General features: G+C 29.3%; 27 protein-coding genes. 25 read left to right on the top strand and 2 right to left on the bottom strand.

Going from position 1 to position 24,971, the window contains the following annotated elements; all coding sequences use genetic code 11:
• The first annotated feature begins 265 nt into the window (after positions 1-265).
• Positions 266-1,672 carry a transcription termination factor Rho gene (rho, locus tag TY07_RS10795; RefSeq protein ID WP_410250031.1) on the top strand — a complete coding sequence of 469 codons (1,407 nt, stop codon included), beginning with the start codon at positions 266-268 and terminating at the stop codon, positions 1,670-1,672.
• A 167-nt stretch (positions 1,673-1,839) separates the two neighbouring features.
• Here rho and rpmE read toward each other — a convergent pair whose 3' ends face one another.
• The gene (rpmE, locus tag TY07_RS10800; RefSeq protein WP_005212373.1) at positions 1,840-2,046 is read right to left on the bottom strand and encodes a 50S ribosomal protein L31; all 207 of its coding nucleotides are present in this window, start codon (positions 2,044-2,046) and stop codon (positions 1,840-1,842) included.
• 164 nt (positions 2,047-2,210) lie between these two features.
• Between rpmE and TY07_RS10805 the strand changes: the two genes are divergently transcribed.
• The 24 genes from TY07_RS10805 to mreB all read left to right on the top strand — a co-directional run bounded on the left by TY07_RS10805 (position 2,211) and on the right by mreB (position 24,244).
• A complete protein-coding gene (locus tag TY07_RS10805; RefSeq protein ID WP_042399472.1) occupies positions 2,211-2,795 on the top strand; it encodes a thymidine kinase in 585 nt (194 codons plus the stop codon).
• 20 nt (positions 2,796-2,815) lie between these two features.
• Positions 2,816-4,570, top strand: a complete 1,755-nt coding sequence (gene prmC, locus TY07_RS10810) for a peptide chain release factor N(5)-glutamine methyltransferase (RefSeq protein WP_042399475.1) — start codon at positions 2,816-2,818, stop codon at positions 4,568-4,570.
• 212 nt (positions 4,571-4,782) lie between these two features.
• Positions 4,783-5,868, top strand: coding sequence for a peptide chain release factor 1 (prfA, locus tag TY07_RS10815; RefSeq protein WP_042399477.1), 1,086 nt, complete (start codon positions 4,783-4,785; stop codon positions 5,866-5,868).
• Positions 5,869-5,919: 51 nt separating this feature from the next.
• Entirely contained in the window at positions 5,920-6,507 is a 588-nt protein-coding gene (locus TY07_RS10820; RefSeq protein ID WP_042399479.1) for a hypothetical protein, read from the top strand.
• Positions 6,508-6,527: 20 nt separating this feature from the next.
• Positions 6,528-7,577, top strand: a complete 1,050-nt coding sequence (locus tag TY07_RS10825; RefSeq protein ID WP_042399481.1) for an L-threonylcarbamoyladenylate synthase — start codon at positions 6,528-6,530, stop codon at positions 7,575-7,577.
• 95 nt (positions 7,578-7,672) lie between these two features.
• Positions 7,673-8,122 (top strand): ribose 5-phosphate isomerase B, encoded by a 450-nt coding sequence (rpiB, locus tag TY07_RS10830; protein WP_042399483.1) that lies wholly within the window; start codon positions 7,673-7,675, stop codon positions 8,120-8,122.
• 51 nt (positions 8,123-8,173) lie between these two features.
• Positions 8,174-8,803 carry a uracil phosphoribosyltransferase gene (upp, locus tag TY07_RS10835; protein ID WP_042399484.1) on the top strand — a complete coding sequence of 210 codons (630 nt, stop codon included), beginning with the start codon at positions 8,174-8,176 and terminating at the stop codon, positions 8,801-8,803.
• A gap of 181 nt (positions 8,804-8,984) precedes the next feature.
• Positions 8,985-9,482, top strand: coding sequence for a deoxycytidylate deaminase (locus TY07_RS10840; protein ID WP_042399486.1), 498 nt, complete (start codon positions 8,985-8,987; stop codon positions 9,480-9,482).
• A 302-nt stretch (positions 9,483-9,784) separates the two neighbouring features.
• A complete protein-coding gene (locus TY07_RS10845) occupies positions 9,785-10,966 on the top strand; it encodes an acetyl-CoA C-acetyltransferase (protein WP_042399488.1) in 1,182 nt (393 codons plus the stop codon).
• A 649-nt stretch (positions 10,967-11,615) separates the two neighbouring features.
• Positions 11,616-11,987, top strand: a complete 372-nt coding sequence (locus TY07_RS10850; protein WP_042399491.1) for an ATP synthase subunit I — start codon at positions 11,616-11,618, stop codon at positions 11,985-11,987.
• The gene (locus TY07_RS10855) at positions 11,988-12,671 is read left to right on the top strand and encodes a F0F1 ATP synthase subunit A (RefSeq protein ID WP_042399493.1); all 684 of its coding nucleotides are present in this window, start codon (positions 11,988-11,990) and stop codon (positions 12,669-12,671) included.
• 16 nt (positions 12,672-12,687) lie between these two features.
• Positions 12,688-12,921, top strand: a complete 234-nt coding sequence (atpE, locus tag TY07_RS10860) for an ATP synthase F0 subunit C (protein WP_042399498.1) — start codon at positions 12,688-12,690, stop codon at positions 12,919-12,921.
• A 33-nt stretch (positions 12,922-12,954) separates the two neighbouring features.
• Positions 12,955-13,434, top strand: a complete 480-nt coding sequence (locus TY07_RS10865) for a F0F1 ATP synthase subunit B (RefSeq protein WP_042399500.1) — start codon at positions 12,955-12,957, stop codon at positions 13,432-13,434.
• A 2-nt stretch (positions 13,435-13,436) separates the two neighbouring features.
• The gene (locus TY07_RS10870; protein ID WP_042399503.1) at positions 13,437-13,976 is read left to right on the top strand and encodes a F0F1 ATP synthase subunit delta; all 540 of its coding nucleotides are present in this window, start codon (positions 13,437-13,439) and stop codon (positions 13,974-13,976) included.
• A gap of 10 nt (positions 13,977-13,986) precedes the next feature.
• Entirely contained in the window at positions 13,987-15,501 is a 1,515-nt protein-coding gene (gene atpA / locus TY07_RS10875) for a F0F1 ATP synthase subunit alpha (protein WP_042399505.1), read from the top strand.
• Between the two features lie 37 nt (positions 15,502-15,538).
• Positions 15,539-16,384: an ATP synthase F1 subunit gamma gene (atpG, locus tag TY07_RS10880; RefSeq protein WP_042399508.1), complete on the top strand. Its 846-nt coding sequence runs from the start codon at positions 15,539-15,541 to the stop codon at positions 16,382-16,384.
• A gap of 15 nt (positions 16,385-16,399) precedes the next feature.
• Positions 16,400-17,794 carry a F0F1 ATP synthase subunit beta gene (gene atpD, locus TY07_RS10885; RefSeq protein WP_042399511.1) on the top strand — a complete coding sequence of 465 codons (1,395 nt, stop codon included), beginning with the start codon at positions 16,400-16,402 and terminating at the stop codon, positions 17,792-17,794.
• 12 nt (positions 17,795-17,806) lie between these two features.
• Positions 17,807-18,205, top strand: a complete 399-nt coding sequence (gene atpC, locus TY07_RS10890) for an ATP synthase F1 subunit epsilon (protein ID WP_042399514.1) — start codon at positions 17,807-17,809, stop codon at positions 18,203-18,205.
• 328 nt (positions 18,206-18,533) lie between these two features.
• Positions 18,534-19,175 carry a hypothetical protein gene (locus TY07_RS10895; RefSeq protein ID WP_042399517.1) on the top strand — a complete coding sequence of 214 codons (642 nt, stop codon included), beginning with the start codon at positions 18,534-18,536 and terminating at the stop codon, positions 19,173-19,175.
• Between the two features lie 20 nt (positions 19,176-19,195).
• On the top strand, positions 19,196-20,458 hold the full coding sequence (gene murA, locus TY07_RS10900) for a UDP-N-acetylglucosamine 1-carboxyvinyltransferase (RefSeq protein ID WP_042399520.1): 1,263 nt from the start codon (positions 19,196-19,198) through the stop codon (positions 20,456-20,458).
• Between the two features lie 130 nt (positions 20,459-20,588).
• On the top strand, positions 20,589-21,749 hold the full coding sequence (spoIID, locus tag TY07_RS10905; protein WP_052330699.1) for a stage II sporulation protein D: 1,161 nt from the start codon (positions 20,589-20,591) through the stop codon (positions 21,747-21,749).
• Between the two features lie 147 nt (positions 21,750-21,896).
• Positions 21,897-22,730, top strand: a complete 834-nt coding sequence (locus tag TY07_RS10910) for a M23 family metallopeptidase (RefSeq protein WP_042399523.1) — start codon at positions 21,897-21,899, stop codon at positions 22,728-22,730.
• A gap of 125 nt (positions 22,731-22,855) precedes the next feature.
• Entirely contained in the window at positions 22,856-23,110 is a 255-nt protein-coding gene (spoIIID, locus tag TY07_RS10915; RefSeq protein ID WP_042399526.1) for a sporulation transcriptional regulator SpoIIID, read from the top strand.
• A gap of 99 nt (positions 23,111-23,209) precedes the next feature.
• Entirely contained in the window at positions 23,210-24,244 is a 1,035-nt protein-coding gene (mreB, locus tag TY07_RS10920) for a rod shape-determining protein MreB (RefSeq protein ID WP_042399528.1), read from the top strand.
• A 46-nt stretch (positions 24,245-24,290) separates the two neighbouring features.
• On the opposite strand, the gene yyaC is transcribed toward mreB, so the two are convergent.
• Positions 24,291-24,824 (bottom strand): spore protease YyaC, encoded by a 534-nt coding sequence (yyaC, locus tag TY07_RS10925; protein WP_042399531.1) that lies wholly within the window; start codon positions 24,822-24,824, stop codon positions 24,291-24,293.
• Positions 24,825-24,971 lie beyond the last annotated feature (147 nt).

A 24,971-nucleotide genomic window follows, 5' to 3' on the forward strand; every position in this document is an offset into this window, starting at 1 on the left:
TTCGTTTTTTTTTAATAATAAATATATGTTTGTTATAAAAAATATATAAAGTGGATAAGCTTAAAAGAGAAGTTACTATTGTATTTTAAGAATTATTAGTTCATAATTATATATAAATTTAAGTTTATTTTTTAAATTTATAATTTATTTTTGTATGGTTATGTTTCATTTCAAATATATCAAACCTTAAGGTAAATCTAATTTTTATCCCAAATTAATGAAAACTATTGGAGGTGTCATTTTGACAAGAGAAATATACTCTGAGATGACTTTAGTAGAGTTAAAAAACAAAGCTAAAGAACTTGGAATAAAAAACATAAGTAAGTTAAAGAAAAGTGAATTAATAGATGAATTAGTAAAGGTTACACCTAATGCAATTGAAAAAAATGGTGTTGTTTTAAGAGAAAAAATTGCACCTAAGGTAAAAGAACAAGAAAGTATTAATAGTACTTATAATAATTTTGCTAGTAAAGAGAATGCTAATAATATGACAGAAGAACAAAGGGAAGAAAAAAAGGAAAGATTGAAGGTTATGATAAATGAATCAGGTTCTTCTAAAGGGGTTTTAGAAGTTCAAGAAAATAATAACTTTGGTTTTCTAAGATGTAATAATTATTTAACTGGTGAGAATGACATATATGTATCTCCTTCTCAAATTAGAAGATTTAACTTAAGAACTGGTGATGAAGTTCAAGGAAAGGTTAGAGAAGCTAAAGAAGGGGAAAAGTTTAAAGCTCTATTATTCGTAGAAAAAGTTAATGGAGATAATCCAGAAAAAGCTATTGGAAGAAAGAACTTTGAAACATTAACACCAATATATCCAAATGAAAGACTACATTTAGAAACTAGTAACGAAAATGATTTATCTTCTAGGTTAATGGATATAATTTGTCCAATAGGAAAAGGACAAAGAGGAATAATTGTGGCACCACCAAAAGCCGGAAAAACCACTTTGTTAAAAAAGGTTGCACAAAATATTACTATAAATCATCCAGATGTAAAATTAATAGTTTTATTAATAGATGAAAGACCTGAAGAAGTTACAGATATGAAGAGATCTATAAATGGAGATGTAATTTACTCAACATTTGATGAAGAACCACAAAATCATGCTAAAGTAGCTCAGATGGTATTAGAAAGAGCTAAAAGAATGGTAGAGCAAGGTAAGGATGTAGTTATATTATTAGATAGCTTAACAAGATTATCAAGAGCATATAATTTAACTATTACTCCTACTGGAAGAACATTATCAGGTGGATTGGATCCAGGAGCATTAATTATGCCTAAAAAATTCTTTGGAGCAGCAAGAAATATTGAAGAGGGTGGAAGTTTAACAATACTTGCAACAGCTTTAGTTGAAACTGGTTCAAGAATGGATGATATGATTTTCGAGGAATTTAAAGGAACTGGTAATATGGAAGTTCATCTTGATAGAAGACTACAAGAAAGAAGAATATTCCCTGCTATTGACATTTATAAATCAGGAACAAGAAAAGAAGATTTATTATTAAGTGATGAAGAAAAAGAAGTAGCATATGCTATTAGAAAAGTAATGTATAGAGATGGAAACATAGAAAATATTACGGAAAATTTAATAAATATGTTATCAAAAACAAAAAATAACAAAGAATTTATTCAAACTTTCTTAAAAAGTGATGTTTTTAAAAAATAAAAAAACTACATTGAAGGTGTAGTTTGGAATATATCTAGTTAAAAAGAGGCTATATACAAGTATTGTAATAGCCTCTTTTGTTAATTTTATAATAAATGATGAATTGTTTTAAAAATGAAAAAATGAGAAAGAAAATAAAATTCTTTCTCATAAATTCTAACCTAATCTTATTTGTTAAGACCGAACTTCTTGTTGAATTTGTCAACTCTACCGCCGATATCAACGATTTTTTGCTTACCAGTGAAGAATGGGTGGCATTTAGCACATATATCAACTTTTAACTCTTCTTTAACAGAACCAGTTGTGAAAGTATTTCCACATGCGCACTTAACCACAGCATCGTGATGGTATTCTGGATGTATGCCTTGTTTCATTTGATTCACCTCTTTCAAAATACATTCATTGACTTAGCAATGACCTATTGAATTATAGCATAGTCGACAAATACAGTCAATATAGACAGAAAATAAAAACATCTTTTTAAGTATTTCTTAAAATGCTATAATCGAATGAGATACATATGAAGAGGAGAGACATTATGAGCAAATTATATTTTAGATATGGTGCGATGAATTCAGGAAAATCAACAAATCTTATGCAGGTTGCATATAATTATGAAGAGCGTGGAATGAAGGTTTTATTAATTAAACCATCTACTGATAAAAAAGGTGGAGATAAACTAGTTTCTAGACTTGGTGTAGAAAGAAAAGTCGACTTATTAATTAATGATGATCAAAATATATATAATGAAGTGAAAAAATGGCAAGATGAAAAGTACAAAATTGATTGTATTTTAGTAGATGAAGTGCAATTTTTTAAAGCATACCAAATAGATCAACTTTTTGAAATAGCAGTTTGTTTAGATATACCGGTTATATGTTATGGTCTTAGAACAGATTTTAAAATGCAAGGATTTGAAGGAAGTACAAGATTATTATTATTAGCACATAGTATTGAAGAATTAAAAACCATTTGTAAATGTGGGAAAAAAGCAATATTAAACGGAAGAAAAATAAATGGTAAATTTGTATTTGAGGGTGAACAAGTAGCAATAGATAATATAGATAATGTTGAATATGAATCATTATGCGGTCATTGTTACTTTAAATTTAAAAATCAATAAAAGGGTGAGAGTGTGATTTTATGAAAAAGTGTGATGTCGGAGGGCAAGCTATAATTGAGGGAGTTATGATGAGAGGTTCTAAAGGATTAGCTACAGCTATAAGAACTCCCAGTGGAAAAATTGAAGTAAATGTAAAGAAAACTAAGCCAATAACAAAAAAATATAAATTTTTAAATATTCCCATTATTAGAGGAGCAGTTGTATTAATAGATTCATTGATAGTTGGGATTAAAACATTAAATTATTCCGCTAGTTTTTTTGAAGAAGATGAGGAAGAATCAAAATTTGATATTTGGTTAAAAGAAAAATTAGGTGATAAAGGTGCAAATGATTTATTAGTTACTTTTACTATGATGATTTCACTTTTAGTTGCAGCTGGGCTATTTTTAGGAATTCCTACGGCAATTGCATCTTTGTTTAAAAATACTGGAATTTCTTCAGTAGCGTTAAATTTAATTGAAGCTATAATAAGAATAGCTATATTAATTACTTATATGTTTTTAATAAGTAAATTAGATGATATTTATAGAGTATTTCAATATCATGGAGCAGAACATAAAACTATTTTCTGCTATGAAGCTGATGAAAAGCTTACAGTAGAAAATGTAAGGAAGTTTGGAAGATTACATCCAAGGTGTGGTACTAATTTCTTATTTTTAACTATGCTTGTTAGTGTTATATTATTTTCATTAACTGGTTGGGGTGGATTTTGGCAAAGATTAATATTAAGAATAGTATTGATGCCTATAGTTGCAGGAATAACTTACGAAATTATTAAATGGCTAGGGAGAACAGAAAGTAAATTGGGAAAAATAATTGCATATCCAGGATTAAAATTACAAGAACTTACAACAAAAGAACCTGATGATGCTCAATTAGAAGTGGCAATAGAATCTTTAAAAGCAGCAGAAGGAATTGAATATAAGAAGAAAATAGGGGAATTATTAATAGATGGAAATAAAATATTAAAGGAAGCTAATATAGATACTTATATTTTAGATACACAACTATTATTAGGAAAAGTATTAGGTAAAGATAAATTACATTTGATTACTAATAAGGAAGAAGAAGTAAGTAAGTTTAAGGAAAGAGAATTTTACTCTTTAATTGAAAAGAGAAAAAATAAAATGCCTATAAGCTATATTTTAAAAACAACTGAATTTATGGGCTTAGACTTACATGTAGAAGAAGGAGTATTAATACCAAGAGGGGATACTGAGATACTAGTAGAAGAAACTCTTAAATTTATGGATGAAGATAAAGAGTATGAAGTTTGTGATTTGTGTTGTGGAAGTGGCGCTATAGGTATATCTATTGCACATTTTAGAGAGAATACTAAGGTAGATTTAATTGATTACTATGATGTTCCTGAGAAGGTAACAAAAAGAAATATTGTAAAACAAAAGTTAAGTAATAGAGCTAAATTTATAAAGAGCGATTTATTAAATGAAGTTATAAATCAGCAAAAGAAATATGATATATTAGTATCGAATCCTCCTTATATTAAGGAAGAAGTTATTGATACCTTAATGGAAGATGTTAAAGATTATGAACCACATACAGCTTTAAGTGGTGGAAATGATGGATTAGATTTCTATAGAAGAATTGTAGATGATAGCGATAAAATATTAAAGGAAAATGGTATTCTTGCATTTGAAATTGGCCATGATCAAGGTGAGGAAGTTAGCAATTTAATGATTGAAAAAGGTTATAAAAATGTTAGAGTAGTTAAAGACTTAGCTGGACTTGACAGAGTTGTTATAGGAAATATTTAGGTTTAGTTAATAGTTAATAGTTAATAGTAAAACTCTTAACAGAGTTTTTTAACTATATATTTTAAATTCAGCTTAGCCGAATTTATTCATTAACTATTAACTATAATAACTAGATTGTTGTGCAATTTAGTTATTATATGTGAAGCTTGATAAGTACATAATGGTTATGTTATAATATTTCAATATGAAAAAATACAGTACGGAGTGATATTATGTTATTAGATAAATTAGCATTTACGGAAAATAAATACGAAGAACTATCAGTTAAAATATCAGATCCTTCAATAATGGCTAACCAAAAAGAATGGAGAAAGCTATGTAAGGAGCACGCTGATTTAGAAATAATCGTAACAGCTTATAGAGAATATAAGAAAGTTGTTGAAGATTTAGAAGCTAATAAAGAAATGTTAGAAGAGGAATCAGATAAAGAAATGAGAGAAATGTTATCTGAAGAAATTTCTTTATTAAAAGAGCAAGAAGAAGAACTAGAAAATAAGATTCAAATTCTTTTATTACCTAAAGATCCTAATGATGACAAGAACGTATTTGTTGAAATTAGAGCTGGTGCTGGAGGAGATGAAGCAGCGTTATTTGCAGCTAATCTTTTCAGAATGTACACTAGATATGCTGAATCTCAAAGATGGTCAGTTGAACTAATGAGTTCAAATGAAAATGATCTTGGTGGGTTTAAAGAAGTTGTATTTATGATTAAAGGTAACGGAGCTTATTCAAAGTTAAAATATGAAAGTGGTGTACATAGAGTTCAAAGAGTACCTGACACAGAAAGTTCAGGAAGAATACACACTTCAACAGCTACAGTAGCTGTATTACCAGAAGTTGATGATGTTGAAATAGAAATCAATGATAAAGATTTAAGAATTGACGTTTATAGATCTTCAGGTAATGGAGGACAATGTGTTAATACAACTGATTCAGCAGTTAGAATTACTCATATTCCAACAGGTACAGTTGTAGCTTGTCAAGATGAAAAGTCACAGCTTAAAAATAAAGAAAAAGCTATGAAGGTTTTAAGAGCAAGATTATATGAAGTTGCTGAAGCTGAAAGACTTGCTGGAATCGCTGAAGATAGAAAGAGTCAAGTAGGAACAGGGGATAGAAGTGAAAGAATAAGAACTTATAACTATCCACAAGGAAGAGTTACTGATCATAGAATTGGATTAACATTATATAAATTAGATAGTTTCATGAATGGAGATATTGAAGAAGTTATTAATGCTTTAATTACTGCAGATCAAGCAGAAAAAATGCAGGCAATGGGTAATACTGATTCAATATAAGATTAAAAGCCTTGCATTGGATAATGTAAGGCTTTTAAAATAGGTGATTACATGAAAATAGAAAAAGCATTAAAAAAACAAAAGTTTCATAATAAGATATTTTATATAATTATGATATTATTAGCAGTGTTTCTTCCATTATGTACTTATTTAGCTTATATTAATTCAACAATAATGCTAACCTTTCTAGCATTGATAGAAGTTTTAATTTGCATAGCATTAATAAATAAAATTAATAAATCTACTCTTAAGTTTTCTATTTATAATAATAAATTGAAAATAAAAAATGGGTTATTTTTAAGTTATAGTTTAATTCAATGCGATAAAGTAGCTATTGTACATACTAATAAAAGTAATGAAGATATGGAAATAATTATTATTACACCTGTAAGGTATAAAAATAAAAAATTACATCCTATTTCAAAAGATTTTATGAGAAAAAATAAAGAAGCTGCAGATGAGTATTTAAGAATAAAAAAGATACGTCAAGATTGCTTATATTATTTTCAGGTTATTAATTGTGGTGAATTAAATAAGTATGTATTGTTAGATAACATTTATAGAAATTGTGTTAATGCAGTATATACGTCTTCAGCTATAGAGAACATAAAAATAGCGCGAGGACAAAAAGAAATTTAAAGAAAGAAGGTAAGTCTTTTATGGAAACAAAGGTTGCCATAATAAAAGATATAAATAAGGATATTAAATTTATAGAAGAAGCTGGTGCTATCATTAGAGATGGTGGAACTGTAGCTTTTCCGACTGAAACTGTATATGGATTAGGAGCAAATGCTTTAGATGAAGAGGCTGTAAAGAAGATTTTCATTGCTAAAGGGAGACCGCAAGATAATCCATTAATTGTACATGTTTGTTCAAAGAATATATCCGAATTAGTTAAAGAAGTGCCAGAAGTAGCACAAAGAATGATTGATAAATTTTGGCCAGGACCTTTAACAATTATATTAGAAAAGAATGATATTATTCCAAATATGACAAGTGCAAACCTTAATACTGTTGGAATAAGAATGCCAAGTTCTGAAATTGCTCTTAAGCTTATAGAATTATCAAAAAGACCAATTGCAGCACCTTCAGCTAATATTTCAGGTAGACCAAGTCCAACAGAGGTTGAAAGATGTATTGAGGACCTAAATGGTAAGGTTGATTATATAATTGGTGGAGAAAGTAGTGATATAGGAGTTGAATCAACTATAATTGACTGTACAGTAAATCCACCATTAGTATTAAGACCAGGTGGTATTACTTTAGAAATGCTTAAAGAAATAGATTCTAATATTGAAATCGATAGTGCTTTAAAATCGAAGCCAACTGAAAATTTTAAACCAAAGGCACCAGGAATGAAGTATAGACATTATGCGCCTAAAGCACATTTAAAAATAATTAAAGGGAAAAATGAAAAAACTATTGAAATAATCAATGAAATATTAGAAAATTATATAGAAAAAGGTAATGATGTAGCTATATTAACTACAGATGAAAATTTAAATAAATTTAATAGCGGAAAAGTAATATCATTAGGAAGTGAAAATAATTTAAACGAAATTGCAAAAAATCTTTTTGAGACGTTAAGAAAATGTGATGACTTAGGAGTTCAACATATCTTATGTCAAGGATTTGAAGAAAAAGGCGTTGGTCTTGCAATAATGAATAGATTAAATAAAGCTGCAGGTTATGATATTTTAGAAGTGTAAATAAGGAGGATGGGGGAGCCTATTCTTCTTTTTTTATAAATAATTAATGTAATAATGTTAGTTATTACATAATAAATAATAGAAAGGTTGGTTTTATGAAAATTGCATTAGGTTGTGACCATGGTGGATTAAATTTAAAAGCAGAAATAGCTAATTATTTAAAATCTCAAAACATTGAGTTTAAGGATTTCGGAACTTATACAGAAGAATCTTGTGATTATGCTGATATAGCATTACCAGTAGCTGAAGCAGTAGTAGCTAAAGAATTTGATTTTGGTATATTAATTTGTGGAACTGGAATAGGAATAGGAATTGCAGCAAATAAGGTACCAGGAATAAGAGCTGCACTTTGCTCTGATACATTCAGCGCTCATGCAACTAGAGAGCATAATGATGCTAACATATTAACTATGGGAGAAAGAGTTGTTGGTAAGGGATTAGCAATAGACATAGTAAAAGCATTTTTAGGGGCTGAATTTGAAGGCGATAGACATGCAAGAAGAATAAATAAAATCACTGAAATTGAAAAAAAATACTCTAAATAATAGGGAGTAATTTAAATAATCTTTAAAGGTTTTACTAGGAGGAAGAAGATAATGAGTAAAGTAACAGAAATTAAGCATCCATTGATATTACATAAATTAGCATATATTAGAAGTAAAGATACTGGATCAAAATATTTTAGAGAATTAGTAGAAGAAGTTTCTATGTTAATGGCATATGAAGTAACAAGAGATTTAGAAACTGAAGAAGTAGAGGTAGAAACACCAATATGTAAGACTAAATGTCAAATGTTAGCTGGTAAGAAGATGGCTATAGTTCCAATATTAAGAGCAGGTCTTGGAATGGTAGATGGAATATTAAATTTAATACCAGCAGCTAAAGTTGGGCATATTGGATTATATAGAGATGAGGAAACACTTCAACCAGTAGAGTATTTCTGTAAGTTACCACAAGATATAGCTGAAAGAGATATAATAGTAGTAGATCCAATGTTAGCAACAGGTGGTTCTGCAGCTGATGCAATCTCTTTATTAAAGAAAAGAGGAGCTAAAAAGATTAGATTAATGTGTTTAATTTCTTCTCCAGAAGGTGTTAAACTTGTTCAAGAACAACATCCAGATGTTGATATATACTTAGCTTCTATTGATGAAAAATTAAATGAAAAAGGATATATTGTACCAGGTCTTGGTGATGCTGGAGATAGACTTTTCGGAACTAAATAATAAAAAGCGAAGACTAAGTCTTCGCTTTTTAATTAAATTACAAACAAGTTAGTTTAGTTAATAGTTAATAGTTAATGTAGAAATTCCTATGGGAGTTTCTTATTAATAATATATTTTTAAATTCAGCTTTGCTGAATTTATTTCTATAATTATTAAATAAAAAAGCAAAGGAGTGAAAGTTATGGCAAAAAGAGAAGGATACTTATCATGGGATGATTATTTTATGTCTGTAGCATTATTATCAGGAAAGAGAAGCAAAGATCCTAGCACACAGGTTGGGGCCTGTATTGTAAATAGAAATAATATAATTGAAAGCATAGGATACAATGGGTTACCTAAAGGATGTTCTGATGATGAATTTCCATGGGAAAAAGAAGGGGAAACATTGAATACGAAATATCCATTTGTTGTTCATGCAGAGTTAAATGCAATATTAAATGCAAAGGGTAAAGATTTATCGGGGTGTAAGATATATGTTGCATTATTTCCATGTAATGAATGTGCAAAAGCAATAATACAATCAGGAATTAGTGAAGTTGTCTATTTAAGTGACAAGTATGCGGATACTGATTCAGTAAAGGCTTCTAAAAGAATGTTCAAATGCGCTGGAGTTGCTCTGAATCAGTTAATTCCAACTCACGAAAAAATAGAGCTATCTTTAAATATAAAAGATATTTAATTGCTTGATAATTTAATAACACATTAAATAAAGTAATAATTATCTATAAGCAAATTATGTTTATAAAAAAATCAAATACATACTTAAATAGAAAAGGCGTTATCATATAAAGGATTTAAGGAGAATAACAGGTACAGATATAGAGCAAACCTAAGTGTAAAATTAGTGGAAAAAGGTAAAATATTTTAAAAACTAGTTGATATTGGAAAAAATAAAGTGGTATAATAATAGTGTTAATTGTTTAACAATTTAAACAATTAACACTATTATGATTTTAGGGTAAATTAATGGGAGGGTTTTTTATGAGAGAAGTAGTAATAGTTAGTGCAGTAAGAACTGCAATTGGATCATTCGGTGGGTCATTGAAGGATGTTCCAGCAGCAGATTTAGGAGCACTAGTAATTAAAGAAGCTGTAAATAGAGCTGGAGTTAAACCAGAATTAGTTGAAGAAGTAGTTATGGGAAATGTTATACAAGCTGCTCAAGGACAAAATGTTGCTAGACAAGCTGCTGTAAAAGCAGGATTACCAGTAGAGGTTCCAGCTATGACAATAAATAAAGTTTGTGGATCAGGTTTAAGATGTGTAGCATTAGCGGCTCAAATGATTAAGGCTGGAGATTGTGATGTAGTAGTTGCTGGAGGAATGGAAAACATGTCTGCAGCACCATATGCTATTCCTGGCGCAAGATGGGGTCAAAGAATGGGCGATGCAAAAATGGTAGATACAATGATTAAAGATGCTTTATGGGATGCATTTAATGATTATCATATGGGTGTAACAGCTGAAAACATAGCTAAAGAATGGGGATTAACAAGAGAAATGCAAGATGAATTCTCATTAAATTCTCAATTAAAGGCTGAAAAGGCAATTAAAGAAGGAAAATTTGTAGATGAAATAGTACCTGTTGTTATTCCACAAAGAAAAGGTGAACCAAAAGTATTTGCTCAAGATGAGTTCCCAAGATTCGGATCAACTCTTGAAAAAATGTCTAAATTAAGACCTTCATTTATTAAAGATGGTACTGTAACTGCTGCTAATGCATCAGGAATTAATGATGGTGCAGCTGCATTTGTAGTTATGAGTGCTGAAAAAGCAGAAGAATTAGGATTAAAACCAATGGCTAAGATACTTTCTTATGGAAGCAAGGGATTAGATCCTGCAATAATGGGATATGGACCATTCCATGCAACAAAGAAGGCGTTAGAAGGTGCTGGATTAACTGTAGAAGATATGGATTTAATTGAAGCAAATGAAGCATTTGCAGCACAAAGTTTAGCTGTAGCTAAGGATTTAAATTTCGATATGGATAAAGTAAATGTAAATGGAGGAGCAATAGCACTTGGTCATCCAGTAGGTGCTTCAGGAGCAAGAATATTAGTTACATTACTTCATGAAATGGAAAAAAGAGATGCTAAAAGAGGATTAGCAACTCTTTGTATTGGTGGAGGAATGGGAACTGCTTTAGTAGTTGAAAGAGTGTAATTTATATTAAAAATAAAAAAAAAGGAGCTTTTCAGAGGCTCCTTTTATAACTATAGTAATTATAAATATGTTTAATTGTAATTATTAGAATAAAAAATAATAAAAATTTTAAAAAATAATGAATAAAGTGTAAAGCAATTATTCATAAAAAACTAAATAAATATACAGAATACCTTATTAATAATTATAAAATGATAAAAAAAGTTAAAAAAATTTTTAAAATAGTAATAATATTATCAAAAAGTAACAAAATAAAAGTATGAAACGTTATCAGAATGAATAGGAATAAAAAAATAAATATTATGAAAATTTAAACAAATGAAAGATTGTAAAATTAATTGCAAAAATAATTTAAAAAGCTCAAAAAAAAGATTTTAGTTGAGCATTTATGAAATATTATATAATAACAGGCTATTTTAACGATTAATTGTAAAAAATAAGTAAAAATGAGGTTTTTATTAATTTAGAACTAGGTATATAATTAGCTAATGTCAACAGGGACAGTGTCTAAAAATAACGTAAGAGTATTCCTAGATAAGAGCTCATTTGTATAAATAAATACATACATATAAAGATATAACAATTAGTTTTTATATAGGAATAAGATAAGATTCTAGCTCCCAAATAAGTTATTTACTAGGAGATTAAAATGGCTAAAGATCTAAAGTTTATAGTAAAATCTGTAGCAAGTAATGATTTTATAACTGGAGTTGTTTTATTTTTATTATTAGCTTTGGTAGGAAAATGTAAAATTGGATTAATTTTATTTCTTGGATTAATAATTTCTATGCTGAATTTTATTATTTCAGCAAAAATAACTGAGAAATTCATAAATAATCCTAAAAAAAATAAAGCAATTTTATATCCGTTAAGTTATCTAATGAGAATTATTACTATAGTTTTTATAGCAGTAATCTTTTCTAATAAAATAATTAATTTATTAGTCTTTTTATTAGGATTTTTTATACATTATATAATACTAGTAATAACTACTATAAAAGTGCAGAAGGGAAGTGAATAGATGGAACCATCAAAAGCTATATTTTCTTTTTACTTAGGCAAAATAGCAATTGATATAAAACCAGAGGCAATAGTGCAATTAGTAATTGTTTTATTAATTTTAGCTTTAGCTTGGTGGTCTACTAGAAATATGAAAATAAGACCATCTAAAAAGCAAACTATTGTTGAATGGATTTATAACATGTTAAATAATGCTGTAGTAAGTAATGTTGGAGAAGATTTTAGAGGAATTGTTCCTTTCATAGGAACTTTAGGGATATTTGTGCTAGTAATGAATTTTACAGGTCTAGTCGGAATATCACCACCAACAAAAAACTTTAGTGTTACATTAACTTTAGCTTTAATATCATTTGTAATGGTTCAAGGATATGCTATTAAAAAGAATGGCATTGGAGGATATTTTAAAGGATATTTAGAACCAGTATCTTTCATATTACCAATTACAATATTGGAGAGAGTAATGCTTCCAATATCTCTATCTTTAAGACTTTTTGGTAATATGTTAGCAGCTACTTTTATAATAGAACTTGTTTATGAAAGTTTAGAAAAGATAGCATGGTTTGCACAACTTGTTATACCAATCCCATTACATTTGTATTTTGATATATTTGATGGTGGTATTCAAGCAATTATTTTTGTAATGTTAACAATGATAAACATTAAGATAGTATCAGAACATAATTAAAAGGAGGAAATTAAAAATGAATGAAATAGGAATGAGAGCATTAGGAGCAGGTATTGCAGTATTAGTAGGTTTAGGAGCAGGTATTGGTATAGGAAATGCTACAGGAAAAGCAGTTGAAGGGGTTGCAAGAAATCCAGAAGCAACAGGAAAGATCACAACAACATTAGTTATAGGATCAGCATTCGCAGAAGCAACAGCTATTTATGGATTATTAGTATCTATCTTATTAATATTTGTAGGAGTAGCATAATATTTTAATAACTCCAGAAGGGGGTATCAAATAATGGAATTTAATCCAGGTATTATATTAGCCACTATAGTAAACTTTTTGATTCTATTCTTTGGATTAAAATATTTCTTTTTTGAAAAAGTTAAACTAATAGTTGAAGCAAGAGAGAATGAGATAGTGGAGAAGTTAGACAATGCAGATATGGAGCTTGAAAAAGCGAGAAATCTTGCTATTAGTAATGAAAGAGAACTTCAAAGGGCTAAAGAAGAAGGAAAGGCTATTACAGAAAGCCATAAGAAAAGGGCTGAAAAAGTATATGATGAAATTGTTGAAGAAGCAAGAGCTGAAGCAAATTTAATTATAGAAAGAGCCAAAGTAGAAATTGAAAGGGAAAAAGAAAAAGCTGAGTACTCTTTAAAGAAGGAAGCTATAGACTTAGCTTTAGAACTTTCTAAAAAAGTAATTGAAAAAAATATCGATGAGAAAAAAAATAGAACTCTAATTGATGAATTTATTTCAGAGGTAGGTAAATAAATATGTACGAATATTTAGACCGAAGATATGCCCTTGCACTTTATGAAGTTGCTGAAAAAAAAGGAAAAGTTGATGAATATCTTGGAGATTTAAGAGAAATCTGCAATCTTATAGATAATAATAGTGATTTTTTAGAAGTAATTAAACATCCTCAAATAGGTACAAAGCAAAAGAAAAAGACTTTTATTAACATATTTAAAGGTAAAATCGATGAGGAACTTTTATCATTTTTATTAATATTAATAGAAAAGGACAGAATTTTATTTTTAAAAGAAAAGTTAAAGGAAATGGAGAAAATCCATTTAGAAAGATTAAATGTTTTACAAGGAATTGTTAAAACTACAATACCTTTAGAGGAATATGAATATAATGCTTTAGTAGAAAAATTAGAAAAGAAGTATAATAAAGATATTATATTAAAGAAAATAATAGATCCTGAAATTTTAGGCGGAATTTATGTAAGAATAGGAAATGACGTTATTGATGGAACTGTAAGAACAAGATTAGATGATTTAAGAAAGCTGATGCTTACTACGGAATAGAGGTGATTGCATGAACATAAAACCAGAAGAAATAACATCTATCATAAAAAAAGAAATACAAAGATATGAAAATCAAATTAAAACTTCTGATTCTGGAACAATAATTCAAATTGGTGATGGAATTGCAAGAGTTTATGGATTAGATGATTGTATGCAAGGTGAGCTTTTAGAGTTTCCTAATAATGTATTTGGGATGGCTTTAAACCTAGAACAAGATAATGTTGGATGTGTTTTATTAGGTTCTGAAGAAGGAATTAAAGAAGGCGATATAGTAAAAAGAACTAATAGAATTGTTGAAGTGCCTGTAGGAGAAGGAATTTTAGGTAGAGTTGTAAACCCTCTTGGTGAAGAGATTGATGGTAAAGGACCTATAAACTATGCAGGAACTAGACCGATAGAGGTTCCAGCTCCAAGTATTATAGACAGAGCTTCAGTAAATGAGCCATTACAAACAGGGATAAAGGCAATTGATTCTATGGTTCCTATTGGTAAAGGACAAAGAGAACTTATTATCGGTGATAGACAAACAGGAAAAACTGCTATCGCTGTAGATACAATTTTAAATCAAAAAGGTAAAGATGTAATATGTATATATGTAGCTATTGGTCAAAAGCAATCAACAGTTGCACATATAGTTAATACATTAGAAGAAATGGGAGCACTTGATTATTCAATTGTTGTTGCAGGAACTGCATCAGAAAGTGCACCACTTCAATATTTAGCACCATATGCAGGATGTAGTATGGGTGAATATTTCATGCATAAGGGTAAAGATGTTCTTATAATATATGATGATTTATCTAAGCATGCTGTAGCTTATAGAACAATGTCATTATTACTTAGAAGACCACCAGGAAGAGAAGCGTATCCAGGAGATGTGTTCTATATTCATTCAAGACTTTTAGAAAGAGCTGCAAAGCTATCTAAAGAAAATGGAGGAGGTTCATTAACAGCACTTCCAATTATAGAAACACTAGCTGGAGACGTTACAGCATATATACCAACTAATGTAATATCAATTACAGATGGGCAAATATTCTTAGAAAGTGAATTATTCAATACAGGACAAAGACCAGCAGTAAATGCAGGTATTTCGGTATCAAGAGTTGGTGGTAATGCTCAAATTAAGGCTATGAAACAAGTTTCAGGAACATTAAGGTTGGAACTTGCACAATATACAGAACTTGCAGCATTCGCTCAATTTGGATCTGATTTAGATTCTGATTCTAAGAGAAGACTAGAAAAAGGTAAAAGAATATTAGAAGTATTAAAGCAAGATCAATATAAACCAATGGATGTTGAAAAACAAATAGTTATATTGTATGCAACTGTAAATGACTTTTTATCAGATATAAAGGTTAAAGATATTAGAAAATTTGAAGCTGAATTCTTAGAATATATGGATACTCATCATAGAGATGTCTTGAAGCAAGTTATTGTTGAAAAACAATTAACAAATGAATTAAAAGAAAACATTGAAAAATGTATAATTGATTTTAAAAAAGAATTTTTAAAAGATGCATAGCTTTTTATAGCTATGCAATTCTTTAGGAGGTAAAACAGTGGGCGCAGCGGGACTTATAGAAATTAAAAGAAGAATGAAGTCAGTTGAAAGTACTAGAAAAATAACTAAGGCTATGGGGCTTGTTGCCACTTCAAAACTCAGAAAAGCAAGAAAAGAGCTTATAGCTAACGAGCAATATAATAATTTGTGCAAAGAAGTTATTAGTGAAGTTGTTTCTAGTATGCCGGAAGATTTTGACTCAATTTATTATAAAAGCTTTGATGGAGATAAACTCTATATTGTATTAACTTCAGACACTGGGTTATGCGCAGGTTATAATAATACTGTAGCTATATATTTAAACAATTTAGTTCAAAAAAGTGGCGGAGCAAAAGTTGTTGTTGTTGGAAGCAAAGGAATTTCATATCTTTCTAGATATAAAATAAGCACATATGCTGAATATGTAGATTTACCAGATATGCCTGCTACTAAAGATATTAATAGAATATATAATGATGCTATATATTTATATGAAAAGGGAGATGTTTCTGAAGTAAATATAGTATATACAGAATTTATTTCTCCGGTTAAACAAGAGGTAAAAAGTGTTAAAATATTACCAATAGAAAAGAAAGCTTCTCGAGAAGGTCAATATATAATTGAGCCAAATGAAGAAGCTGTATTTAAAAATGCAATAGATATGTATTTAAAGAGCCAACTTAAGACATGTATGCTTAGTGCAAAAGCTAGTGAACATAGTGCTAGAATGACTGCTATGGATGGAGCTACAGAAAATGCAAATGACATATTACAAAGTCTTAATATTAAATTCAATAGAATTAGGCAAGGTATTATAACACAAGAAATTTCAGAAATTGTTGGGGGAGCCGAAGCTCAAAAGTAGCAAGGAGGAAGAAGTATGTCAGAAAGTAAAATTGGAAAAGTAGTTCAAGTAATTGGACCTGTAGTAGATATAAAGTTCGATGAAGCTTCTTTACCAAACATATACAATGAAATTAAAATTGATATGGGTGATAGAGAGCTAGTTGTAGAAGTTGAGCAACATGTTGGGGATGATATTGTTAGAGCAATAGCAATGGAGTCTACTGATGGATTAAAGAGAGGTATGAAGGCTTTAGATACAGGAAAGCCAATATCTGTACCAGTAGGAAAGAATGTATTAGGAAGATTATTTAATGTATTAGGAAATCCTATAGATAATAAAGGAGCCATAGAATCCGATGAATCATATCCTATACATAGACCAGCACCAAGCTTTAAAGAACAATCTTTAGAGCCAGAAATGTTTGAAACAGGAATTAAAGTAATTGATTTAATTGCACCATATCAAAAAGGTGGGAAGATAGGATTATTTGGAGGAGCCGGAGTAGGTAAAACAGTATTAATCCAAGAGTTAATTAATAATATTGCCAAAGAGCATGGTGGAATTTCTGTATTTACAGGTGTAGGGGAAAGATCTAGAGAAGGTAACGACTTATATCATGAAATGATGGATTCAGGAGTTATAAATAAGACTGCATTAGTATTTGGTCAAATGAATGAATCACCAGGTGCTAGAATGAGAGTTTCATTAACTGGATTAACTATGGCTGAATACTTTAGAGATCAAGGTCAAGACGTATTATTATTTATAGATAATATATTTAGATTTACACAAGCAGGTTCAGAAGTTTCTGCATTATTAGGAAGAATACCTTCAGCTGTTGGGTATCAACCAACTCTAGCTACTGAAATGGGTGCTCTTCAAGAAAGAATCACTTCAACAAAAAATGGTTCTATAACATCAGTTCAAGCAGTATATGTTCCAGCTGATGACTTAACAGACCCAGCACCAGCAACTACATTTACTCACTTAGATGCTACAACAGTATTATCTAGAGCTATATCATCATTAGGAATATTTCCAGCAGTTGATCCATTAGAATCTTCTTCTAGAATTCTTGACCCAAGAATAGTTGGAAAGGAACACTATGAAGTTGCAACAGAAGTAAAAAATATACTTGAAAGATATACAGAATTACAAGATATAATTGCAATTTTAGGTGTTGATGAATTATCAGATGAAGATAAGGCTGTAGTTGCAAGAGCAAGAAGAATTCAAAGATTCTTATCTCAACCATTTACTGTTGCAGAGCAGTTTACAGGAATGCAAGGAAGATATGTTCCAGTTAAAGAGACTGTAAGAGGATTCAAAGAAATTTTATCAGGAAAATACGATGATTTACCTGAATCAGCATTCTTATTTGCAGGTACTATTGAAGAAGTTGTAGAAAAAGCTAATAAAATGAAATAGGAGATGTAAGTTATGGGAAAAACAATAAAACTTAACATTGTATCTCCTGGGCGTGAAGTATTAACAGAGGAAATTATTAGTTTATTGACAACCGAGCCTAATGGTAAAATTGAGTTTCTTGCAAATCATGCACCAAGTATAGTTGCTGCTATACCAACGGTAAGTGTGTATACTACCGCTAATGGTGATATAAAGAAATTATTTACATCTTCAGGAATTATATATGTTAAAGATAACGTGATTAATTTCTGCTGTGATTCATTTAATTATCCAGAAGAAATTGATATAAATCGTGCGGAAGAGGCTTTTAAGAGAGCAGAAGAAAGATTAACTAGTAAAAAAGAAAATGTTGATATAGAAAGAGCAAAGAGAGCATTAGCTAGGGCAAATGCAAGATTGCAATTTAAATAAGGAAATCGCTAAAAAGCGACTTCCTTATTTTTTTTTATAGAAAATTATTTATATAACCTTTTTTTTAGATTTGAATAGAATGATATATATACACGAAATCAGTAGAGAAATATATTAAATTTAGAATAAAGAGAACTATTTTAAGAGCTTAATAATATATATATATTATTAAGAGAAATTATTTTACTACAATGTGGCAGTATATATTTATGTAACTTGAATTAACCAAATAGAATTTTGAAATTTCATTTGGACAATTTATATTAAAGCAATGTATAAAAAAAATAGTTTGGACAATAATTTTAGAGGAAGGGCAGGGGATTACAATATGAAAAAAGTATTTTTTGTATTTCTTTTAATCTTTTCTCTATTAATTATTGGTGGAAAAGAGTATAAGTGTGAATCAAAGGAAGATTCTTTCAGTAAGATTGAAGGATATGTGATAAATAATTATGATTTTGTTCAAAATGGAATTAAATTAGAATATACAGTTGATGAAAAATTATGCAAAGAATACTTAAGGATAAAACAATTTTTTGAAGAAAATAATTTTTTAGTACTTTCTACAGAGAATAATAATATTACAGCAGAAAGTGAAAATATTGATTATAGTATTAATATTTGTGAATATAATGATTTGATAAAAGTTCAAGTTATTCTAATTAATAATGATGTTAGTAAATCAGAGGAAGAATTGAAAAAATTATCACAGAAAATAAGAAATGATAATTTTATAAATGAAAGGTATTTTTCATTTATAAAGGGAAAGCTAAATACACAGGATAAAAATTTGATTGATGATTTGGAAAAAAATTTAAATATAAAAGTTAATGAATATTTAGATATAAACAATGGGTGTGTTGCTGAAGCTACATTTGAAGATAATCAACATATAAACATTGGACAAATTAAGTACGATACAGGTTCATATTTAATTATAGGAACACCGATAATTTTCGTAACATACTAACAATAAATATGGAGGATAATATGGAAAAAATCATAGTTAGAGGTGGAAAGGAACTTCATGGAGAAGTTGATATAAGTGTTGCAAAAAATTCAGTATTACCTATAATAGTTGCAACTATTTTAAATCCAACCGAAATAATTTTAAAGAAAGTACCTATGTTAGAAGATGTTACTGTCTTGATTAATTTATTAAGAGAGTTAAATTGTGAAGTGCAATTTTCTTCAATAACAGGAGATTTAAAAATAAATACCCAAAATTTAAAAGAAGTAGATCCTAATAGTGAGTTAATTAGAAAAATGAGAGCATCTTTTTTAATTATGGGACCTATGTTAGCAAGGTTTGGCAAATGTAAAATATCAATGCCTGGAGGCTGTAATATTGGAAGCAGACCTGTAGATTTACATTTAAAAGGTTTTAATGCTTTAGGAATAGAATCTGAAGTTGGGTATGGATATGTCGAAGCTAAGATTGATAAATTACATGGAAACAGAATTTATTTAGATTTTCCATCTGTAGGAGCTACAGAGAATATTATGATGGCAGCTGTTTTAGCACCAGGAGTTACTGTAATAGAAAATGCTGCTGAAGAACCAGAAATCTGGGATTTAGCAAGATTTTTGAATTGTATGGGAGCTAATATTGAAGGAGCTGGATATGGAAAGATAACTATACATGGTGTATCAGAATTGAAACAACCAAAACCATTTACACCTATATTTGATAGAATAGAAGCTGGAACTTTTATGGTTGCAGCTGGAATTACTAATAGTAAGATAACGATTAATGGAGTAAATGAAGAACATTTAATGCCTACTATTGAAAAGTTGAAGGAGTGCGGAGTTTACTGTACTATAGATGGACAAAAGATGATTGTTGATGGAACTAAAGAAAAAAGACCAGTAGATATAAAAACAATGCCTTATCCTGGTTTTCCAACAGATATGCAGGCTCAAATGATGGCTTTATTAGCAATTACTAAAGGAGTAAGTGTAATAACTGAAACTGTATTTGAAAATAGGTTTATGCATGTTGGAGAGCTAGGAAGAATGGGTGCTAATATAAAAATTGATGGTAGAATAGCAATAGTAGAAGGTGTAACTACTCTTACTGGATGCGGGGTTAAAGCTACTGATTTAAGAGCTGGAGCAGCAATGATATTAGCTGGATTAGTTGCAAATGGACAAACGGAGATAGGAGAAATATATCATATTGATAGAGGATATACTAATATTGAAGAAAAGTTTAGAAAGCTTGGAGCAGAAATATATAGAGTTCATAAATAAATTAGGGGTCTTTTTTGACTCCTAATTTTATTTTATATAGAAATATAAGAATTAATAATAATGATAATTTGGAATTGTTCAACAGATTAAAACATATATATAGGTGTAACCTTGGTAAGATGGAGGGAGTATGAGTAAAAATTTTTTAAAAGGATTTACAACGATTAAGTTAGTAATAGTAACAGCTATATGTATTATTTTGTTTATGATAATAATTCCAGTAATAACTATGAAAGCAGATGTGAAAATAGATTTTAATAAATATGCAACTAATAAAGAAAAGATAAATGTTAATGAATCGGATAAGAGTGAAGATAATAAGGTAGAGGAAGAGATAGATAATACAGAGATTAAAGACAAAGTAGATGAAGTGGACAATGTAGATAATGTGGATAAGATAGAGGATATAAACAATGAAATAAACATTAATACAAATAGTACTGTTTCTGTATATATTACTTTAGAGAATAGAATAGAGGAGATAGAACTAGAAGATTATGTATATGGTGTACTTGCAAATACAATGCCTATTAGCTTTGAAACTGAAGCATTGAAGGCTCAAGCTATTGTAGCTAGAACCTATGTTGTTAGTAAAAAAATAAATCCATGTACAGAGGCTAATGGAGGAGATATATGTGACTCAGCACATTGTCAGGTTTATTCATCAAAGGATGATATCCTTAAGAAATGGGGAGAGGAAAATGGAGAGAGATATTGGGAAAAAATAAAAAATGCAGTAGATGATACAAAAGGTATGGTTTTAACTTATGATAGCGAATTGGTAATGTATCCATTATATTTTGCTGTTAGTGCTGGAAAGACCGAGTCAGCAGAAGAGTTAGGGATGGGAAAAATCCCGTATCTTAAATCAGTAGATAGCCCAGGTGATGAGGAATCATCTAAATTTGAAAGTTCTAAGGAAATTACATTAAGTGATTTAGCTTATATAATAAGTAATAAATATCCTAAGTCTGGCATAACTTCAAGTAATATAAGAGATAGTATTAGTATATTATCAAGAAGTGAGTCGGGGGGAGTTATTGAATTAAAAGTAGGAGATAGTGTGATTAAAGGAGCTGATTTTAAAGTTTTGCTAGGGCTCAACTCAACAAACTTTGATTATTCTATAGGCGATAATACGATTATATTCAATTGTAAAGGCTATGGTGAAGGGGTTGGAATGAGTCAGTGGGGGGCAAATGTTATGGCTAAGGATGGGAAGAGTTATGATGAAATATTAAAGCATTATTATACGGGTATTAATATAGGAAATTTAAAATTTAACCTATAAGGTTAATATATACTATATAAACACGAAGAGATTTGATTTATCAAATCTCTTTTTGTTTTTTTATATATAAATTTGACGAATAAAAATTTAGTATAGATTGAATTAATTTAATTTTAGGGGCAAGAATACAATACAGGAGGTGTTGAAATGGACCAAAATAAAAAAAATAAAGTAAAGGACTTTTTCAGAAAGGAGGGCTTTTACTTAGTTTTACTAGTATGTTTATGTGTAGTTGCAACTGTAGCAGCATTTACTATTAAAAAGAATTCAGTTGCTAAGGAGCAAAACAATACTAGCAATGAATTATCTTTAAATGATGTTCAAGATAGCAATTCTTCAGAGGTTGATTCTAACTTTAATATGCAAAATGCAGAAAGGGTAGAAAACAATGATGAATTAGCAGAAGCAAATGATAATGAAATATCTCAAGAAGAAGTTACTAATGAAGTAGATAATGATACTAATGATACTAATGAAGCGATTGTTTCTGAAAATCAAAATAACTCAGAGCAAGAAGCTGATGTTGATGTTTCAGCAGGAACTGATAGTAATATTGTTCTATCATTACCTATAGATGGTGAAGTAGCTATATCAAGAGAATTTGGAAAAATGGTAAGAACTTATTCAGATGAAACTAGAAGTGAAGATATATCTAGAAGAGGTATTGATATAAATGCTGCTGTCGGAACAACTGTTAAGGCAGCTGCAGAGGGTAAAGTTGAAGAAGTATCAAGCAATACTACAGATGGAACTTATGTTGTTATTGCACATGCTAATGGGCTAAAAACAAAATATGCTAACTTAAGCGAAGATGTTAAGGTAGCAGCAGGGGATACTGTTAGTGCTGGTACTGAAATAGGTACAGTAGGAAATAGTTCAGGTATATTTACATCAAAAATTTGCGGAGATGTATTAAATGTTCAAGTACAAGATGCAAATGGAAAAGATGTTGATCCAAGTGCTTATTTCGAGATGAAATAATTTATTAAAGTATCAACCATTTTTATGGTTGATACTTATACAATTATTTAATTAGTTTGAGAATATGAATTTTTTTTATAGATTAAGTAAATAATATATCAAATAGAGATTAAGGAGGTATAATCTTGAAAGACTATATAGAAGAAAGAGTTTTAGAGGTAGCCCAATATATAATTGATTCAAAAGCTACAATTAGAAAAACAGCGAAAGTATTTGGGGTAAGTAAGAGTACTATTCATAAGGATATGACAGAAAGATTACCTAAAATTAATCCGGCTATAGCTGAACAAACACATTTAATATTAGAATTAAATAAATCTGAAAGACATATTAGAGGCGGTAAAGCCACAAAAATGAAATATAAGGCGAATGAAGGATAAAGCTATTGAATGATAAATCCATTAAATATATAATAGAAAAAGGAATAATTTTGTAGAAAAAACAAATATTTTGAATTTTATTATATAGGAGTGAATAAAATGTGGTTTTGGAAAAGCGGTAGCGATTTGGGAATTGATTTAGGGACAGCCACTGTACTTGTTTATGTAAAAGGAAAAGGAGTAGTATTAAAAGAACCATCAGTTGTAGCAATTAATAAAAATAATAATAAGGTTTTAGCAGTTGGAGAGGAAGCAAGAAGGATGATAGGGAGGACCCCTGGTAATATTGTAGCAGTAAGACCATTAAAGGATGGGGTAATTTCTGATTATGATGTTACAGAAAAAATGCTTAAGGCTTTTATTAAGAAAGCTTTAGGAAAAAGAAGGGTTATAGCACCGAGAGTTATGATTTGTATTCCATCAGAAGCAACAGAAGTCGAGAAAAGAGCAGTAATAGATGCAGCTATGAATTCGGGAGCTAAGAAAGTTAATCTAATTGAAGAACCATTAGCGGCTGCAATTGGAGCAGGATTAGATATTACGAAACCAGATGGACATATGATTATTGACATTGGTGGTGGAACAACTGATATTGCAGTTATTTCATTAGGTGGTATTGTTATTAGACAGTCTATAAAAGTCGCAGGTGATAAATTTGATGAAGCAATTACTAGATATGTAAGAATGAAGTATAAGCTTCTAATTGGTGAAAAGACTTCAGAAGATTTAAAGGTTAGTGTTGGATCTGTATTTAAGGGATCAAGGAACATATCAACGACTATTAAGGGTAGAAATTTAATTGCTGGTTTACCAGGTGAAGTTATTATTTCTACTGAAGAATTAAGAGAAGCATTAATGGAACCAGTATCAATGATTGTTGAAAGTGTAAAATCTGTATTAGAAAAGACTCCACCGGAATTAGCAGCAGATATTATTGAAAAAGGAATATTAATGACTGGTGGTGGTTCGTTAATAGATGGATTAGATAAACTTATAGAAGAGAATACAGGTATTAATGTTAGTATTGCAAGTAACACAGTAGAGGCAGTAGCAATGGGAACAGGTGAGGTTCTTAAGTATGCTGATAAATTGGACAATAATATTTCTAATAAAGAAATTACTTTAATAGATTAAATTTATATTAGTAAACAAATAATGCTAGAAGTTATAACTTCTAGCATTATTTGTTTACTATAGAATTTAAATAATAAGCATGTATTAATCCATGAGAAATTACTTTTGCCATTTCGAAAACAAGATGAAGTCGTATACTTCTAGAAGTGAAGAATTCAGCAGTATCACTAGAGTCTATTATACCAATTATTGAAGCAATACCTACATCGGGAAGTGATTTTCCAACACCTTTCCCAGGATGGATAGGATAATCACGAGTGTGTATTTCACCAATTGAATTTACATCTCCGAGACATGCATCTATACCTATTATAGAAGCATTAGGATGAAGCTTATTGATTTCAATAAGTTTTTTATCTAAGTTTAATGCATGAATCGGATTTTCTAACGTACCGTATACAGGTAAAGGAAAATTATGTTCTTGAAGAAAAGTTCCAACAAGTGGGCCTAAACAATCACCTACGCATTTATCAGTACCGATGCATACTATAATACTATTAGAATTAATATATTTTCTCATAAATTCAGCAATTTCATAGTATGCTAAATTAGATTTATAATTAAACTTTCTTTTAATCAAATAATTCACCTCCCATTTTTATATATGGAAATTATTTTTCGCTATTTAAAATAACAAAAAATAATGTTTGTTACTTTAAAGAAAACTTCTTTTCGATTCATTTAGTAAATAAATTTAATAATAAAATTAAAAGTTTAAATTTTGATT

This window comes from Clostridium saudiense (assembly GCF_000577815.1).
Lineage (GTDB): Bacteria > Bacillota > Clostridia > Clostridiales > Clostridiaceae > Clostridium > Clostridium saudiense.